Origin of the sequence: Stenotrophomonas rhizophila (assembly GCF_003751305.1) — a bacterium.
Lineage (GTDB): Bacteria > Pseudomonadota > Gammaproteobacteria > Xanthomonadales > Xanthomonadaceae > Stenotrophomonas > Stenotrophomonas rhizophila_B.
Genome location: NZ_RJKV01000002.1, coordinates 997,255 through 1,013,762 on the forward strand (window position 1 = coordinate 997,255; position 16,508 = coordinate 1,013,762).

The window sequence follows — 16,508 nt, forward strand, 5'->3', positions numbered from 1 at the left end:
CAGCGACAATAAACCCAAACCGCGTGACAAGAAAACCGCCATGACCGATCTGTATGCCGAAGCGTTGTCCACCTTTGCCGGGCTGTTCGAAGAAGCCAAGGGAAGCCGCGAAGTCGAACCAAATGCGATGACCGTCGCCACGGCCGACCAGAGCGGTCAGCCCTCCGCGCGGACGGTGTTGTTGAAGGCGTTCGACGAGCGCGGCTTCGTGTTCTACACCCACCTGGACAGCCACAAGGGCCGTGAGCTGCAGGCCAATCCGCAGGCGGCGCTGCTGTTCCTGTGGCGCAGTCTGCGCGAAGCCGGCATCCAGGTGCGTATCGAAGGCCGCGTGGAGCAGGTCAGTGATGCCGAGGCCGATGCGTATTTCGCCTCGCGGCCGCGCATGAGCCAGATCGGTGCGTGGGCGTCGCTGCAATCCAGGACGTTGGCCTCGCGCGAAGAGTTTGACGCGCGCGTGGCCACCACCGAAGCCAGCTTCGACGGTCGCGATGTGCCGCGACCGGAAGGCTGGAGCGGCCTGCGCGTGGTGCCGCAGCGGCTCGAGTTCTGGTACGGCGCGCAATTCCGTCTGCACGAGCGCTGGTGCTATGAGATCGGCGCGGACGGGCAGTGGAGCAAGCGGATGCTGTTCCCCTGATCTAGGCCGGCGTTGCTTCGCGCAGCCAACGCCACAACGTCGTTCGCGAGACCCCCAGCTGCGCGCAGGCCTGCGCGCGGTTGCCGCCGCAGTCGGCCAGCAGCTGGTGCAGCGCGTCCGAATCCGGTCGCGCCGCCGAAGCAGCGCTGAGCGCTGCCGGTTCGCCGGGACCTGGCAGCACACGTGGGCGCTGCACCGCGTGCAGCTCCGGCAACCACTGCAGCATCTGCGGCAGCGACAGCGCACCCGGCTGCTGCTGCCAGTGGATGCGCAGGCGGTCGACCATGTTGCGCAGTTCGCGCACATTGCCCGGCCAGGCGTAGTCGCGCAGCCGCGCCATCGCCTCGGTGGACAGCGGTGCGTCGGTACCAGCCAGCTGCCGGAAGAAGTGGCTCACCAGCAAGGGGACATCCTCGCGCCGTTCGTGCAGCGTCGGCAGCGCGATGCGCAGTGCCGCCAGGCGGTAATAAAGATCGCGACGAAAGCGCTGCGCGTCCACCAGCAATGCCAGTGTCTGCAGCGTGGCCGCGACCACGCGCACGTCGACCGGCGTCGGCTCGGTGGCGCCCACGCGCAGCACTTCGCGCTCTTCCAGTACCCGCAGCAGCCGGGTCTGCAACGGCAGCGGCAGTTCGCCGATTTCATCGAGGAACAGCGTGCCGCCCTCGGCGGCTTCCACCAGACCGACACGACCGCCACGACGCGCGCCGGTGAACGCGCCCTCGTTGTAACCGAACAGCTCAGCTTCCAGCAGTGACTCGCTGATCGCCCCGCAGTTCAGCGCGACGAAACGACCCCGGCGGCCACTGGCGCTATGCAGTTGCCGCGCGACCAGCTCCTTGCCGGTGCCGGTCGCGCCGGTCACCAGCACGGTGCTGTCGTACGGGGCATACAGCGCAATGTGTTCGCGCACCTGCTGGATCAGCGCGCTGTCGCCGAGCAGGGCGTGGTCCGCATCCCGGCGCTTGGCCGGTGCCCGCCGCCGCAGTGACGATGCCCCGGAACGGGCCAGGGTCTGGGTCAGCTCCAAGGCATGTTCGAAGGCTTGCCGCACCGAGTCGGCCGAGTACAGCAGCACACCGGGCAGCCCGACCTGCTCGGCATGGTCGATCGCCATGCCGGTGCCGACGATCACCTCGATACCGTTGGCACGCAGATCGGCGATGCAGTCGCGCGCATCCTCACGGGTGACGAAGCGGCGGTGCTCGATGTCCAGACCGAAACTGTGCTGGAAGCTGCCGAAGGTCGGCACATCGGTGGCATGCGTGACCAGTCCGATCCGTGGTGCGATCCGGCGTGCGCGCGCCAGCGCCTCCATCAGGTCGAAGCCGTTGGCCTGGATCGGTACCAAAGGCACCTCCAACCGGCTGCGCAGGTAGGCCGCATTGGAGCCGCCGGCGATCACGACATCGCAGTGCTCGCGCCGCAGGCGTTGGCCGATCACATCCACTGCCTCCTCAAAGCCGAGATTGATCGGCACGATGCGGGCGCGGCGGTCGAACTCCGGAATCACATCGCCGAGCAGGCCGGTCAGGCGCGACACGCTGACCGTCCAGATCACGGGCAATTGGCCAGCATCCGGATCGGACAGACGGGAACGGTGTCGGGGCAGGCTGATCGACATGGGCACGTTTCGATGTTTCAGTTCCAGCCATGTTACAGATGTTTCAATGTTTCAAGGTGAAACGCTTCGGTCATCGAGGTGCCTCAATGAAATCAGACACTTGCCAGCTGGCACGGCCCTTGCGCTTATCTACAGGTCAACCACGATGGAATGCCGCATGAGCACCCCTGTTTCCTCCGCTGGCGCCCGTTTCCGCGCCGCACTGGCCGCCGAATCGCCGTTGCAGGTGATCGGCGCGATCAACGCCAACCACGCGCTGCTGGCCAAGCGCGCCGGCTACCGGGCGATCTACCTCTCCGGCGGCGGCGTCGCGGCCGGCTCGCTGGGCCTGCCGGACCTGGGCATCAACACCCTGGAAGACGTGCTGATCGATGTGCGCCGCATCACCGATGTGTGCGACCTGCCGCTGATGGTGGATATCGACACCGGTTTCGGCCCCAGCGCGTTCAACATCGCGCGTACGGTCAAGTCGCTGATCAAGGCCGGCGCGGCCGCCTGCCATATCGAAGACCAGGTCGGCGCCAAGCGCTGCGGTCACCGCCCGGGCAAGGAGATCGTGTCGCAGGGGGAGATGGTGGACCGGGTCAAGGCCGCCGCCGATGCGAAGACCGATCCGGACTTCTTCCTGATCGCGCGCACCGATGCCATCCAGGTCGATGGCGTGGATGCCGCGATCGAACGTGCCATCGCCTGCGTCGAGGCCGGTGCCGATGGCATCTTCGCCGAGGCCGCCTACGATCTGGAGACCTACCGCCGCTTTGTCGATGCGGTGAAGGTGCCGGTGCTGGCCAACATCACCGAGTTCGGTGCGACCCCGCTGTTCAGCCGCGATGAACTGGCCTCGGCCGGCGTCGCCATCCAGCTGTTCCCGCTGTCTGCGTTCCGCGCTGCCAACAAGGCGGCAGAGAACGTGTATGAGACCATCCGCCGCGAGGGCCATCAGCGTAATGTGGTGGAGGCGATGCAGACGCGCGAAGAGCTGTACGACCGTATCGGTTACCACGCCTTCGAGCAGCAGCTCGATGCGTTGTTCGCCGCCAAGAAGTAAGACCGCACACTGTTTTCTGGAGGGATCATGAGCGACACCACTACCGCCCCCGGCTTCAAGCCGAAGAAATCCGTCGCCCTGTCGGGCACCGCTGCCGGCAACACCGCGCTGTGCACCGTCGGCCGCAGCGGCAACGACCTGCATTACCGCGGGTATGACATCGCCGATCTGGCCAACACCAGCGAGTTCGAGGAAATCGCGCATCTGCTGGTCCACGGCAAGCTGCCGACCCGCGCTGAGCTGGTTGCCTACAAGACCAAGCTGAAGTCGCTGCGTGGCATCCCGGCCGCGGTCAAGGCCGCGCTGGAAGAGCTGCCGCCGTCGGCGCACCCGATGGACGTGATGCGCACCGGCGTGTCCGTGCTCGGCTGCGTGTCGCCGGAGAAGGACGACCACAACCATCCGGGCGCGCGCGATATCGCTGACAAGCTGATGGCCTGCCTGGGCTCGATGCTGCTGTACTGGTACCACTGGAGCCACAATGGCCGCGCGATCGACGTGGAGACCGACGACGACTCCATCGGTGGCCATTTCCTGCATCTGCTGCACGGTGAAAAGCCGCAGGATTCGTGGGTCAAGGCGATGCACACCTCGCTGATCCTGTACGCCGAGCACGAGTTCAACGCCTCGACCTTCGCGTGTCGCGTCATCGCCGGTACCGGCAGCGACATGTACAGCGCGATCACCGGCGGCATCGGCGCCCTGCGCGGTCCCAAGCACGGCGGCGCCAATGAAGTGGCCTTCGAAGTGCAGAAGCGCTACGACAGTCCGGATGATGCCGAGGCCGACATCAAGGCCCGCGTGGAGCGCAAGGAAGTCGTCATCGGTTTCGGCCACCCGGTCTATACCGTGAGCGATCCGCGCAACAACATCATCAAGGAGGTCGCGCGCGACCTGTCCGCCGAGCAGCAGAACGTCAAGATGTACGACATCGCCGAGCGTCTGGAATCGGTGATGTGGGACATCAAGAAGATGTTCCCGAACCTGGATTGGTTCAGCGCGGTCAGCTACCACATGATGGGCGTGCCGACAGCGATGTTCACCCCGTTGTTCGTGATCGCCCGCACCTCCGGTTGGAGCGCGCACATCATCGAGCAGCGCATCGACGGCAAGATCATCCGCCCGAGTGCGAACTACACCGGCCCGGAAGACCAGGCCTTCGTGCCGATCGACCAGCGCAAGTAACACAGACGTACCGCACCCGTTAGCGGGTGCTTTGCGGAACAGGCCGGCGCGATGCCGGTCTGCTCCGTTGCGGCGTCGCTACTCCTTCTTCGCCGGTGTCACGACGCCCCGGCCCGCCAACAAGCAGCTATCGCCAGCCATGAATACTCAGTACCGCAAGAACCTCCCCGGCACCGCGCTGGACTATTTCGATACCCGTGCCGCCGTCGACGCGTTGCAGCCCGGTGCCTATGCCACGCTGCCGTATACCTCGCGCGTGCTGGCTGAAAACCTCGTGCGCCGCTGCGATCCGGCCACGCTGGAGGCCTCGCTGCGCCAGTTGATCGAGCGCCGCCAGGACCTGGATTTCCCGTGGTTCCCGGCCCGCGTGGTGTGCCATGACATTCTGGGCCAGACCGCCCTGGTCGATCTGGCTGGCCTGCGCGACGCCATTGCCGATGCCGGCGGTGACCCGGCGCAGATCAATCCGGTGGTGCCGACCCAGCTGATCGTGGATCACTCGCTGGCGGTGGAATTCCCCGGCTTCGACAAGGCTGCGTTCGAGAAGAACCGCGCCGTCGAGGACCGCCGCAATGAAGACCGCTTCCACTTCATCAACTGGACCAAGAAGGCGTTCAAGAACGTCGACGTGATTCCGCCGGGCAACGGGATCATGCACCAGATCAACCTGGAGAAGATGTCGCCGGTCGTGCAGGTGCGCGATGGCGTGGCCTTCCCGGATACCTGCGTGGGCACCGACAGCCACACCCCGCACGTGGACGCGCTGGGCGTGATCGCGATCGGCGTGGGTGGCCTGGAAGCGGAGAGCGTGATGCTCGGTCGTGCTTCCTGGATGCGCCTGCCCGACATCATCGGCGTGGAGCTGACCGGCCGCCCGCAGCCGGGCATCACCTGCACCGACGTGGTGCTGGCGCTGACCGAGTTCCTGCGCAAGGAGCGTGTGGTCGGTGCGTGGATCGAGTTCTACGGCGAGGGCGCCAATGCGCTGACCATCGGTGACCGCGCCACCATTTCCAACATGACGCCGGAGTTCGGCGCCACCGCGGCGATGTTCTACATCGACCAGCAGACCCTGGACTACCTGCGCCTGACCGGCCGCGAGGATGCGCAGGTCGCGCTGGTGGAAACCTACGCCAAGGCCACCGGCCTGTGGGCTGACGATCTGGTCACCGCGCAGTACGAGCGCGTGCTGCAGTTCGACCTGTCCACCGTAGTGCGCAACATGGCCGGCCCGTCCAACCCGCACAAGCGTGTGGCGACGACCGATCTGGCTGCGCGCGGCATCGCCGATGAAGGCAAGCTGGCCTCGGGCAAGCAGGAACAGGCCGATGGCCTGATGCCCGATGGCGCGGTGATCATCGCCGCGATCACCAGCTGCACCAACACCAGCAACCCGCGCAACGTGATCTCCGCGGCCTTGCTGGCGCGCAACGCCAACCGCGCCGGCCTGACCCGCAAGCCGTGGGTGAAGAGCTCGCTGGCGCCCGGTTCCAAGGCCGTGCAGTTGTATCTGGAAGAAGCCGGCCTGCTGACCGAGCTGGAGCAGATGGGCTTTGGCATCGTGGCGTTTGCCTGCACCACCTGCAACGGCATGAGCGGCGCGCTGGACCCGAAGATCCAGCAGGAAGTGATCGATCGCGACCTGTATGCCACCGCCGTGCTCTCGGGTAACCGCAACTTCGACGGCCGCATCCACCCGTACGCCAAGCAGGCCTTCCTCGCCTCGCCGCCGCTGGTGGTGGCCTATGCGATCGCCGGTACGGTGCGCTTCGATATCGAGAAGGACGCGCTCGGCCATGATGCCGACGGCAACCCGATCACGCTGAAGGATCTGTGGCCGAGCGATGCCGAGATCGACGCGGTGGTCAAGGCCAGCGTCAAGCCGGAACAGTTCCGCAAGGTTTACGACCCGATGTTCACCTTCAAGGTGGAGCACGGCGCCCCGATCAGCCCGCTGTACGACTGGCGCCCGCAGAGCACCTACATCCGCCGCCCGCCGTACTGGGAAGGCGCGTTGGCCGGCACCCGCAGCCTGACCGGCATGCGCCCGCTGGCCGTGCTGGGCGACAACATCACCACCGATCACCTGTCTCCGTCCAACGCGATCATGGCCAGCAGCGCGGCCGGCGAGTACCTGGCGAAGATGGGCCTGCCCGAGGAAGACTTCAATTCCTACGCGACCCACCGCGGCGATCACCTCACCGCGCAGCGTGCCACCTTCGCCAACCCGAAGCTGATCAATGAAATGGCGGTGGTCGATGGCCAGGTCACGCAGGGCTCGCTGGCGCGCGTGGAGCCGGAAGGGCAGGTCACCCGCATGTGGGAAGCGATCGAAACCTACATGGGCCGCAAGCAGCCGCTGATCATCATCGCCGGTGCCGACTACGGCCAGGGCAGCTCGCGTGACTGGGCCGCCAAGGGCGTGCGCCTGGCCGGCGTGGAAGCCATCGCCGCCGAAGGCTTCGAGCGCATCCACCGCACCAACCTGATCGGCATGGGCGTGCTGCCGCTGGAGTTCAAGGAAGGCGTCAACCGCAAGACCCTGGGCATCGATGGCACCGAAACCTTCGACGTGCTCGGCGATCGCGTGCCGCGTGCCGAACTCACCCTGGTCGTCCACCGTCGCAACGGTGAACAGCTGCGGGTGCCGGTCACCTGCCGGCTGGACACCGCCGAAGAGGTCTCGATCTACGAGGCCGGTGGCGTGCTGCAGCGGTTCGCGCAGGACTTCCTGGAATCGGCGCAGGCGATGTGACGGTATGCCAGGCCCGCCCGCGAGGTGCGGACCTGGCGCGTCGCTGGCATGGGGCCATCGGCGCGAAGGTTCCACAACAACCAGGACAGGCGGCGACATGTTTTACACGGTGGCGGGCGCGATCAATACCGCCTTCATCCTGCTCAGCCTGGTGGGTGTGTGGGCCCAGCTGCGCAAGGTATGGCGGCGCCGCGCGAGCGGGACGCCGGGCGCAATCGCCACCGACATCCTGTCGCTCAACCAGTTCACGGTGAGTTTCCTCGCGTACCTGTCGTTCTTCGTCTACGGCTACTCCATCCAGCCGTTCAACCATTTCATTGTCTGGCCGCGCCTGCTTGCCTCGGTACTTGTGCTGCTGATCCTGCGCGAGATCTGGATGGACCGGCGCAGCCGCGCGGCCACCATTGGGCTGGCGCTGGCTTGCCTTGCGCTGCTATGTGCGCTGGCTGGGCTGGTCTGGGGGCAGCGTCACGTGGATGAGGGGCGCGTGCTCGCCTCGGCGATGATCGTGGCCATTACCGTGCTGCTGGCACAGGGCTATGCGCACCAGATCCTGCTGATCTGGCGCTCCGGCCGCACCGGCGCGGTGTCGCTGCGGATGAGCCAGCTGATCCTGCTGATGGACATCTCCACCATAGTGTTCGCCTTCGCCATGGGCCTGCGTCTGGGCTGGCCGTTGCTGCTGCTGGCCGTGGTCAGCGGAAGCACCAAGCTGATCATCCTGTGGCTGTTCCGCTGGGAGCGTCGTAGCGCGGTGGCCGAAATAGCGGAGCGGCGGGATGAACGAGGCGGAGTTGCGATCAATGAGAGGTAGGTGCACACTTTTATGGCAAAAATTGCCAAAGAGGTCTGATCATGGCCACGATGAACATCTCGCTCACCGATCCGCTCAAGCAGTTTGTCGATGAGGAAGTCACCCAGGGCGGGTACTCCAGTACGTCCGATTACGTGCGAGACCTGATCCGCCAGCGCCAGCGGCAAAAAGCCGAAGAGCTGTTGCGCCGGTTGATTGCGGAGGGCCTGGCGTCTGGCCCAAGTGTTCCGGTCACCCCGGCGACCTTCGAACGGATGCGCCAGGATCTGGCAGAGCGGTTGGACCGTGAAGCCGATTGAGTGGCGGCCACGTGCGGAACGGGACGTGGCCGAGGCTGCGCTCTGGTTTGCGCGTCAGGGCGGGCTGGCACTGGGCGAACGGTTCATTGCAACGGTGGATGCCGCGTTGGCGCGGATTGCAGCGTTTCCTGAGGCAGGATCGGCTCGGCATGCCTGGGTCACCGAGGAACTGCCGGTCCCGCTGCGATTCACGGTGCTGCCCGTCTTTGATCGCTATCTGATCTATTACCTCGACCTACCGGACTGCGTTGACATCCTTCGCGTTTGGGATGCCTCCCGCGGTTTGGATGCATTGATGGATCAGATGCCATGACCGTTCCCCAGTGCACGCAGCGCCATTCAAACGGATGAAGCATCCGCTCGTCCCCATCCATCCTGCACGGACATGATTTCATGACCCATCTCCCCCAGCTCCGCATCCCCGCCACCTACCTGCGCGGTGGCACCAGCAAGGGCGTGTTCTTCAAACTGACCGACCTGCCCGCCGCCGCGCAGGTGCCGGGCCCGGCACGCGATGCGCTGCTGATGCGCGTGATCGGCTCGCCTGATCCGTATGCCAAACACACCGATGGCATGGGCGGCGCGACCTCCAGCACCAGCAAGTGCGTGATCATCTCCGCGCCGTCGGTGCCGGAGCACGACGTGGATTATCTGTACGGCCAGGTCGCAATCGAGACCGCGTTCGTCGATTGGAGCGGCAACTGCGGCAACCTCAGCACCGCGGTGGGACCGTTCGCGATCAGCAACGGATTGATCGATCCGGCGCGGATTCCGCACAACGGCCTGTGCACCGTGCGGATCTGGCAGGCCAACATCGGCAAGACCATCCTGGCGCACGTGCCGATCGTGGAGGGCCAGGTGCAGGAGGACGGCGATTTCGAACTCGATGGCGTGACCTTCCCGGCCGCGGAGATCCAGCTGGAATTCCTGGATCCCTCCGATGAGGGCGAGGGCGGTGCGATGTTCCCGACCGGCAATCTGGTCGACACGCTCGATGTCCCCGGCGTGGGCAGCTTCGCGGTGACGATGATCACCGCCGGCATTCCGACCATCTTCCTCAACGCGGCCGACCTGGGCTACACCGGTACCGAACTGCAGCCGGCGATCAACGAGGACAAGGCCGCCCTGGCACGTTTCGAAGCGATCCGCGCGCACGGCGCGGTGCGCATGGGGCTGATCGAGACCATCGAACAGGCCGCGACCCGCCAGCACACGCCGAAGGTCGCCTTCGTCGCCCCCGCGCAGGACTACGTGTCCTCCAGCGGCAAGCAGATCGCCGCCGGGGATATCGATCTGCACGCGCGCGCGCTGTCCATGGGCAAGCTGCACCACGCGATGATGGGCACCGCCGCGGTCGCCATCGGCACCGCCGCCGCCATCCCGGGCACGCTGGTCAACCTGGCCGCCGGTGGCGGTGAGCGGGAATCGGTGAACTTCGGTCATCCCTCCGGCACGCTGCGGGTGGGCGCGCAGGCGGCGCTCGTTGACGGTCAGTGGACGGTCACCAAGGCCATCATGAGCCGCAGTGCCCGCGTATTGATGGACGGTGCGGTGAGGGTGCCTGCCACCACGTTGTAAGTCTCAACAGGAGAATCGCGATGTCCGGTCATGACAGCCACAGCAACCAGCGCCCCGCATGGGACACGGTCCTGACCGACATCGTCGATTACGTCCGCGACTACCAGGTCAGTTCGCCGCTGGCATACACCACCGCGCGGCACTGCCTGATCGATACGCTGGGCTGCGGGTTGGCGGCGCTCTCGTTCCCGGCCTGCAGCAAGCTGCTCGGGCCGCTGGTGCCGGGCATGCGGGTGATCAGCGGCGCGCGCGTGCCCGGTACCCGGTTCGAACTGGATCCGGTCCAGGCCGCCTTCAACATCGGCGCGATGATCCGCTGGCTGGATTTCAACGACACCTGGCTGGCGGCGGAGTGGGGGCATCCCTCCGACAACCTCGGCGGCATTCTTGCCACCGCCGACTGGCTCAGCCGCAATGCCGAGGCGCTGCGGCGGGCGCCGCTGACCATGCGCGATGTGCTGGAGGCGATGGTCAAGGCGCATGAGATCCAGGGCTGCCTGGCGCTGGAGAACGCGTTCAACCGGGTCGGGCTGGACCACGTGGTGCTGGTCAAGGTTGCCTCCACCGCGGTGGTGGCGCACATGCTCGGCCTGGATCGCGAGCGCATGCTCAATGCTTTGTCGCTGGCCTGGGTGGATGGGCAGTCGCTGCGCACCTACCGGCACGCGCCCAACACCGGCTCGCGCAAGAGCTGGGCAGCGGGCGATGCCACCAGCCGTGCGGTGCGCCTGTCGCTGATGGCCGCGGCCGGCGAGATGGGCTATCCCAGTGCGCTGACCGCGCCGACCTGGGGCTTCTACGATGTCTCCTTCGGCGGGCAGCCGTTCCGCTTCCAGCGGCCGTACGGCAGCTACGTGATGGAAAACGTGCTGTTCAAGATCAGCTATCCGGCCGAGTTCCATGGCCAGACCGCGGTCGAAGCGGCGATGCAGGTGCATGCGCAGATGCGCGCCAGCGGCAAACGCAGCGAAGACATCGCGCAGATCATCCTGCGCACCCAGCAGGCCTGTCTGCGCATCATCGACAAGCCCGGCCCGCTGCATAACCCGGCCGACCGCGACCACTGCGTGCAGTACATGGTGGCGATCGGCCTGATCTTCGGCCGGCTGGTTGCCGAGGACTACGAGGACGACGTCGCTGCCGATCCGCGCATCGATCCGCTGCGGGCGAAGATCACCTGCGTGGAAGCGCCGCAGTTCACGGCCGACTACCTGGACCCGGACAGGCGCAGCATCGCCAACGCGCTGCACGTGACCTTCTCCGATGGCAGCACGATGGAGGCCGTGGTCGAGTACCCGCTGGGCCACGCCCGGCGCCGGGCGGAGGGCATCCCGCTGCTGGAGGACAAGTTCCGCCGTCACCTCGCCGGGGTGTTCCCGACCGTGCAGCAGCGCCGGATCCTCGAGGCCTCGCTGGACCCGGTCGCGCTGGAAGCGATGCCGGTGCACGAGTACGTGGACCTCTACGTCGCCGGGTAGAGCCGACCGTTGGTCGGCTACCGTCCGCCGCCGCCCGCGGCGCACCTGCCCGCCCACCATGACGCTCGCACTGCCAGGGCTCCCCGCCCCCGGACGGGCCGGGACGGCCCGTATACTGGCCGCCTTGTTCAAGGAGTGACGTCATGGCTAGCCGCAGTCGGTTCGGGCAGTGGAGCTGGAAGGGAATCGCGGGCCTGGCGCTGGTCGCCGGCCTGGCCATCGGCGTCGGAGGCTGCAAGCGCAACGACAGCGGCCAGCTGCCCGCACCGTCCGGCGCGCCGATCACGGCCAAGGCCGAAGCGGTCACCGAGTTCACCCTGGTCCGGGCCTACCCGGATCAGAAGAGCGACGGCCTGTCGCTGGCGCTGGAGTTCTCGCGCCCGCTGGTCGGCACCCAGGATTTCGACGCGCTGGTCCGCTTTGCCGAGAAGGTCGGCACCGAGGACAGCAGCTGGTCGCTGTCCGATGACGGCAAGACCCTGCGCTATCCGTTCGTGGAGGCGGCCAAGGAATACTCCCTGATCGTCTCGCCCGACCTGCTCGCCGCCGATGGCAGCCGGATCGGCAAGGAGCTGCGCCAGAAGGTCTTCACCGGCGAGCTCAAGCCGGTGGCCGGGTTCGCCTCGCAGGGCAGCGTGCTGCCGGCCAAGGACAGCCGTGGCCTGCCGGTGGTGTCGGTCAACGTGCCGGAAGTGGACGTGGAGTTCCTGCGCGTGCGCGAGAAGGAACTGCCGAACTTCTTCAGCCAGTACCAGCGCGGCGGCCGCCGCGGCAGCTGGGAGCTGGAGAGCGAGTACGGCGACAAGACGCCGATGTCGCAGTTGGCCGAGCCGGTGTACGTCAACCGCTTCGTGATCGGCGGCAAGCAGAACGAGCGCGTGCTCACCTACCTGCCGACGCAGGACATCAAGGAGCTGCAGCAGCCCGGCCTGTATTTCGCGGTGATGAAGCGCAGCGGCTCGTTCGAAGGGGAGTATGACACCGCCTTCTTCACCGTCAGCGACATCGGCCTGCATACGCGTGCCTACAAGGACAAACTGTTCGTGCATACCGCTTCGCTGCAGAGCGGGGCGTCGCTGAAGAAAGTCGAGCTGCGCATCCTGGATGGCAAGGGCGAGGTGGTGCTCAAGGGCGCGACCGACGGCAACGGCAATGCGCTGCTGAACTACACCCTCGATGCCAGCCACGTGCTGATCGCCAGCAGTGGTGGCGATACCTCGATGCTGCCGTTCAACCAGCCCGCGCTGGACCTGAGCGAGTTCGCCGTGGCCGGGCGCGACAACGCCTGGTTCGACGTGTTCACCTGGTCGGGCCGCGACTTGTACCGTCCCGGCGAGAGCGTGCGCATTTCCGCCCTGCTGCGCGACAACGACGGCAAGCCGGTGAAGCCACAGCCCGTCTTCCTGCGCCTGAAGCAGCCCGACGGCAAGACCTTCCGCGAGACCCGCCTGACCCCGGGCGAGCAGGGCTACTTCAGCTTCGAGCAGCTGATCCCGGCCGAGGCCCCGACCGGGCGATGGCAGGTGGAGTTCCGCACCAACCCGGCCAGCAAGGAAGCGATCCAGGGCATGACCCTGCGCATCGAGGAGTTCCTGCCCGAGCGCATGAAGCTGGACCTGGACAGCGCGCAGAAGACGCTCAAGCCGGGCGAGCCGCTCAAGCTGCAGGCCGATGCGGCGTATCTGTACGGTGCGCCGGCCGACGGCAACCGCTTCACCGCACGCCTGGCCGTGGCGGCCGAGCAGTCGCCGGTCGAGTCGCTGCCGGGCTACTTCTTCGGTGACCCGACCACCGCGCTGCCGCGCGAGGCGCGCGACGTCATCGATACCGAGTTCCCGGCCGACGGCAAACTGCGCCAGGACGTGGAGCTGCCGGCCGAGGTCAAGCCGACCGCACCGATCGCCGTGGTGCTCTCCGGCAGCGTGTATGAAACCGGTGGCCGCACCGTGACCCGCACGCTGAAGCGGGTGATGTGGCCGGCCGCCGCGCTGGTGGGCGTGCGCCCGCTGTTCGATCCCAAGGATGGCGCGGACGCCAACAGCAACGCGCGCTTCGAGCTGATGCGCGTGGACGCGGCCGGCAAGCCGCAGCCGGCCAAGGGTCTGAAGGTCACGCTGGTGCGCGAACTGCGCGATTACCACTGGACCTTCAACGACAACCGCTGGGATTACGACTTCACCCGCCGCTTCGAGAACAAGGACACCCGTACCGTCGATGCAGGCAATGCGGCGGTCGGCATTGATTTCCCGGTGGAGTGGGGCGAGTACCGGCTGGACGTGTTCGATCCGGCCACCGGGCTGACCAGCCGCTATCCCTTCAACGCCGGCTGGAGCTGGAACGACGACAACCGCGGCCTGGATGCGCGTCCGGACAAGGTCAAGCTGGCGCTGGACAGGACCGGCTACAAGGCCGGCGATACCGTGCGCGTCACGGTGACCCCGCCGCATGCCGGCAAGGGCGTGCTGATGGTCGAGAGCGACAAGATGCTCTACGTCCAGGATATCGATGCCAAGCCGGGCAGCACCTACGACATTCCGGTCACCGCCGAATGGGAACGCCACGACGTCTACATCACCGCGCTGGTGTTCCGCGGCGGCAGTGCCCCGAGCAAAATCACCCCGGCCCGTGCGGTCGGCGTGGTGCATGTGCCGATGGACCGCAAGACGCGGCAGATCGCGGTCGGCCTGGTGGCCCCCAAGCAGATGCGCCCGGAGCAGACGCTGCCGGTCACCGTGAGTGCCCCGCAGCTGGCCGGCAAGGTCGCGCATGTGACCGTTTCGGCGGTGGACGTGGGCATCCTCAACATCACCCGTTTCCCGGTGCCGGATGCCGCGGGCCACTTCTTCGCACAGCGTCGCCTGGGCGTGGATGCGTATGACATCTACAGCCGCGTGATCGAAAGCTTCGATGGCAGCAGCGGCAAGCTGAAGTTCGGTGGCGACATGGCGCTGGCGGCGATGCCGCAGGCCAAGCGCCCGACCGCCCGCGTGCAGACGGTGGACCTGTTCTCCGGCCCGGTGAAGCTCGATGCCAAGGGCATCGCCCGGATCGCGCTGAAGGTGCCGGATTTCAACGGCACGCTGCGCGTGTCGGCGCTGGTCTACGCCGATGACCAGTACGGCAAGCGCGATGTGGAAACCGTGGTGCGCGCGCCGATCCTGGCCGAAGCCAGCATGCCGCGCGTGATGGCGCCCGGGGATACCAGCACGGTCACTTTGGACGTCCAGAACTTCACCGGCACACCGGGCGAGTTCAAGGTGCAGGTCGATGGTATCGGCCCGCTGACCCTGGGCGAATCCAGCCGCACGCTCAAGCTCAATGCCGATGCGAAGAGCACGCTGAGCTTCCCGCTGACCGCGCGCGAGGGCTACACCGTGGCCAAGGTGCGCGTGCGCGTGGATGGCAACGGCTTCAAGGTTGATCGCCGCTATGACCTGCCGGTGCGTGCGGCATGGCCGCAGGTGCTGCGCGCACAGACCCGCACGCTGGATCCGCTGGCCGCCGTCACGATGGAGGCCGGGCTGGCCGATGGTCTGATGAACGACTCGGTGACCGCACGCATGCTGGTCAGCGCGCTGCCGCCGATTCCGTTCGCCAGTGCCTTGAGTGGCGCGCTCAACTACCCGTATGGCTGCGCCGAGCAGACCACCAGCAAGGGCTACGCCGCGCTGATGCTGGATGAGGCGACCTCGGCCATGCTCGGCGCGGACGGGCTGGATGCCAAGACCCGCCGCGAGCGCATGGAAGGTGCCTTCGGCCGCCTGGCCTCGATGCAGGTGGCCAACGGCAACTTCTCGATGTGGGGGGACGACGGCTACATCAATCCGTGGCTGACGCCGTACATCGCCGAGTTCCTGCTCGACGCCAAGGACGCCGGCTTCGCGGTACCGGACAACGTGCTGCAGAAAGCGCTGAATCGCCTGAGCGAAGATCTGCTGTCCGGCGGCAACCAGTTCTATGGCGAGGATCGCCGCGAGAACCTGAAGTTCGCCAACCAGGCGTATTCGGGCTACGTGCTGGCCCGCGTCAACCGCGCGCCACTGGGTACCCTGCGTGCGCTGTACGACAACGAGCGCAGCAAGTCGCTGACCGGCCTGTCGCTGGTGCATCTGGGCATCGCGCTGTCCCTGCAGGGCGACCACAAGCGCGGCGATGCGGCCATTGCCGCCGGCTTCGCCAAAACAGGCAGTGACCGTCCGGCGTACTTCGGCGATTACGGCAGCGCGGTGCGCGATGACGCGCTGATGATCGCGCTGCTGCACGAGCGCAAGTTGTCCAAGCCCGCCTACGATGCACGTGCGGTCGATCTCGGCCGCGCGCTGGATGCCCGCCGCAATAGTGGCTGGATGTGGCTGAGCACCCAGGAGCAGGTGGCGCTGGCCCGCATGGGCAAGGCGTTGTCGGCCAACCAGAAGAAACTGGTTTCCGGCGAACTGGTGGTGGGTGGCGAAAGCGAGAGCATCTCGGCGCGGCGCATGTTTGGCCGCAGCGTCGACTACGCCGCGCTGGCCAAGGGCGTGCGCTTCACCCCGCAGGGGGAGCCGCCGATGTTCGCCAGCCTGGAAGTGGCCGGCATTCCGCGCAACCCGCCGGAACCGGACAGCCGCACGCTCGGCGTGGAGCGCAGCTGGTACACCACGGATGGCAAGCCGTGGACGCCGCGTCCGCTGAAGGAAGGCGAGGCCCTGATCGTGCGGGTCAGCGTCACCCCGAACGTGGACATGCCCGATGCGCTGCTGACCGATCTGCTGCCGGCCGGGCTGGAGATCGAGAACTTCAACCTCGGCGATGCCAAGCAGTGGGCCGATGTGGTGGTCGACGGATTGAGCGTCAACGATCGTGGCGATGCGGCCAACATCAAGCACGAGGAGTTCCGCGACGACCGCTACGTGGCCGCGCTGAAACTCTCGCGTGGCAGCACCGCCAAGGTGTTCTATCTGGTGCGTGCGGTCACGCCGGGCACGTATCGCGTGCCGCCGCCACTGGTGGAGGACATGTACCGTCCCGACCTGCGCGGGGTGGGGCGCAGCCTCCCGGCGTCCCTGACCGTGGTGCAGCCCTGATCGCAGGGCGGGCCGTCCCGGTGA

At 66.7% G+C, this 16,508-nt stretch carries 11 protein-coding genes; 10 read left to right on the forward strand and 1 reads right to left on the reverse strand.

Features of this window, described 5'->3' with window-relative positions; genetic code table 11:
- Positions 1–40 precede the first annotated feature (40 nt).
- Positions 41–640: a pyridoxamine 5'-phosphate oxidase gene (gene pdxH / locus EDF74_RS12900; RefSeq protein ID WP_123730475.1), complete on the forward strand. Its 600-nt coding sequence runs from the start codon at positions 41–43 to the stop codon at positions 638–640.
- Between the two features lies 1 nt (position 641).
- On the opposite strand, the gene prpR is transcribed toward pdxH, so the two are convergent.
- The gene (gene prpR, locus EDF74_RS12905) at positions 642–2,258 is read right to left on the reverse strand and encodes a propionate catabolism operon regulatory protein PrpR (RefSeq protein WP_123730880.1); all 1,617 of its coding nucleotides are present in this window, start codon (positions 2,256–2,258) and stop codon (positions 642–644) included.
- A 163-nt stretch (positions 2,259–2,421) separates the two neighbouring features.
- On the opposite strand from prpR, the gene prpB reads away from it, so the two are divergent.
- The 9 genes from prpB (at position 2,422) to EDF74_RS12950 (ending at position 16,484) form a co-directional block, all read left to right on the forward strand.
- The gene (prpB, locus tag EDF74_RS12910) at positions 2,422–3,312 is read left to right on the forward strand and encodes a methylisocitrate lyase (protein WP_123730476.1); all 891 of its coding nucleotides are present in this window, start codon (positions 2,422–2,424) and stop codon (positions 3,310–3,312) included.
- Positions 3,313–3,339: 27 nt separating this feature from the next.
- Positions 3,340–4,497: a bifunctional 2-methylcitrate synthase/citrate synthase gene (prpC, locus tag EDF74_RS12915; RefSeq protein ID WP_123730477.1), complete on the forward strand. Its 1,158-nt coding sequence runs from the start codon at positions 3,340–3,342 to the stop codon at positions 4,495–4,497.
- A 139-nt stretch (positions 4,498–4,636) separates the two neighbouring features.
- On the forward strand, positions 4,637–7,252 hold the full coding sequence (acnD, locus tag EDF74_RS12920) for a Fe/S-dependent 2-methylisocitrate dehydratase AcnD (RefSeq protein ID WP_123730478.1): 2,616 nt from the start codon (positions 4,637–4,639) through the stop codon (positions 7,250–7,252).
- 97 nt (positions 7,253–7,349) lie between these two features.
- Positions 7,350–8,066 (forward strand): hypothetical protein, encoded by a 717-nt coding sequence (locus tag EDF74_RS12925; RefSeq protein WP_123730479.1) that lies wholly within the window; start codon positions 7,350–7,352, stop codon positions 8,064–8,066.
- Positions 8,067–8,107: 41 nt separating this feature from the next.
- Entirely contained in the window at positions 8,108–8,365 is a 258-nt protein-coding gene (locus EDF74_RS12930) for a type II toxin-antitoxin system ParD family antitoxin (protein WP_123730480.1), read from the forward strand.
- Between the two features lie 25 nt (positions 8,366–8,390).
- On the forward strand, positions 8,391–8,678 hold the full coding sequence (locus EDF74_RS12935) for a type II toxin-antitoxin system RelE/ParE family toxin (protein WP_260232257.1): 288 nt from the start codon (positions 8,391–8,393) through the stop codon (positions 8,676–8,678).
- Positions 8,679–8,758: 80 nt separating this feature from the next.
- On the forward strand, positions 8,759–9,943 hold the full coding sequence (prpF, locus tag EDF74_RS12940; protein WP_123730482.1) for a 2-methylaconitate cis-trans isomerase PrpF: 1,185 nt from the start codon (positions 8,759–8,761) through the stop codon (positions 9,941–9,943).
- A gap of 20 nt (positions 9,944–9,963) precedes the next feature.
- On the forward strand, positions 9,964–11,421 hold the full coding sequence (locus EDF74_RS12945; protein ID WP_123730483.1) for a bifunctional 2-methylcitrate dehydratase/aconitate hydratase: 1,458 nt from the start codon (positions 9,964–9,966) through the stop codon (positions 11,419–11,421).
- Between the two features lie 143 nt (positions 11,422–11,564).
- Positions 11,565–16,484: an alpha-2-macroglobulin family protein gene (locus EDF74_RS12950; protein WP_123730484.1), complete on the forward strand. Its 4,920-nt coding sequence runs from the start codon at positions 11,565–11,567 to the stop codon at positions 16,482–16,484.
- Positions 16,485–16,508: the final 24 nt, after the last annotated feature.

What these genes read in the sequence shown, in the direction of transcription:
- pdxH (WP_123730475.1), top strand. Translation starts at nt 41, where the DNA reads ATGACCGATCTGTATGCCGAAGCGTTGTCCACCTTTGCCGGGCTGTTC.
- prpB (WP_123730476.1), top strand. Translation starts at nt 2,422, where the DNA reads ATGAGCACCCCTGTTTCCTCCGCTGGCGCCCGTTTCCGCGCCGCACTG.
- prpC (WP_123730477.1), top strand. Translation starts at nt 3,340, where the DNA reads ATGAGCGACACCACTACCGCCCCCGGCTTCAAGCCGAAGAAATCCGTC.
- acnD (WP_123730478.1), top strand. Translation starts at nt 4,637, where the DNA reads ATGAATACTCAGTACCGCAAGAACCTCCCCGGCACCGCGCTGGACTAT.
- EDF74_RS12925 (WP_123730479.1), top strand. Translation starts at nt 7,350, where the DNA reads ATGTTTTACACGGTGGCGGGCGCGATCAATACCGCCTTCATCCTGCTC.
- EDF74_RS12930 (WP_123730480.1), top strand. Translation starts at nt 8,108, where the DNA reads ATGGCCACGATGAACATCTCGCTCACCGATCCGCTCAAGCAGTTTGTC.
- prpF (WP_123730482.1), top strand. Translation starts at nt 8,759, where the DNA reads ATGACCCATCTCCCCCAGCTCCGCATCCCCGCCACCTACCTGCGCGGT.
- EDF74_RS12945 (WP_123730483.1), top strand. Translation starts at nt 9,964, where the DNA reads ATGTCCGGTCATGACAGCCACAGCAACCAGCGCCCCGCATGGGACACG.
- EDF74_RS12950 (WP_123730484.1), top strand. Translation starts at nt 11,565, where the DNA reads ATGGCTAGCCGCAGTCGGTTCGGGCAGTGGAGCTGGAAGGGAATCGCG.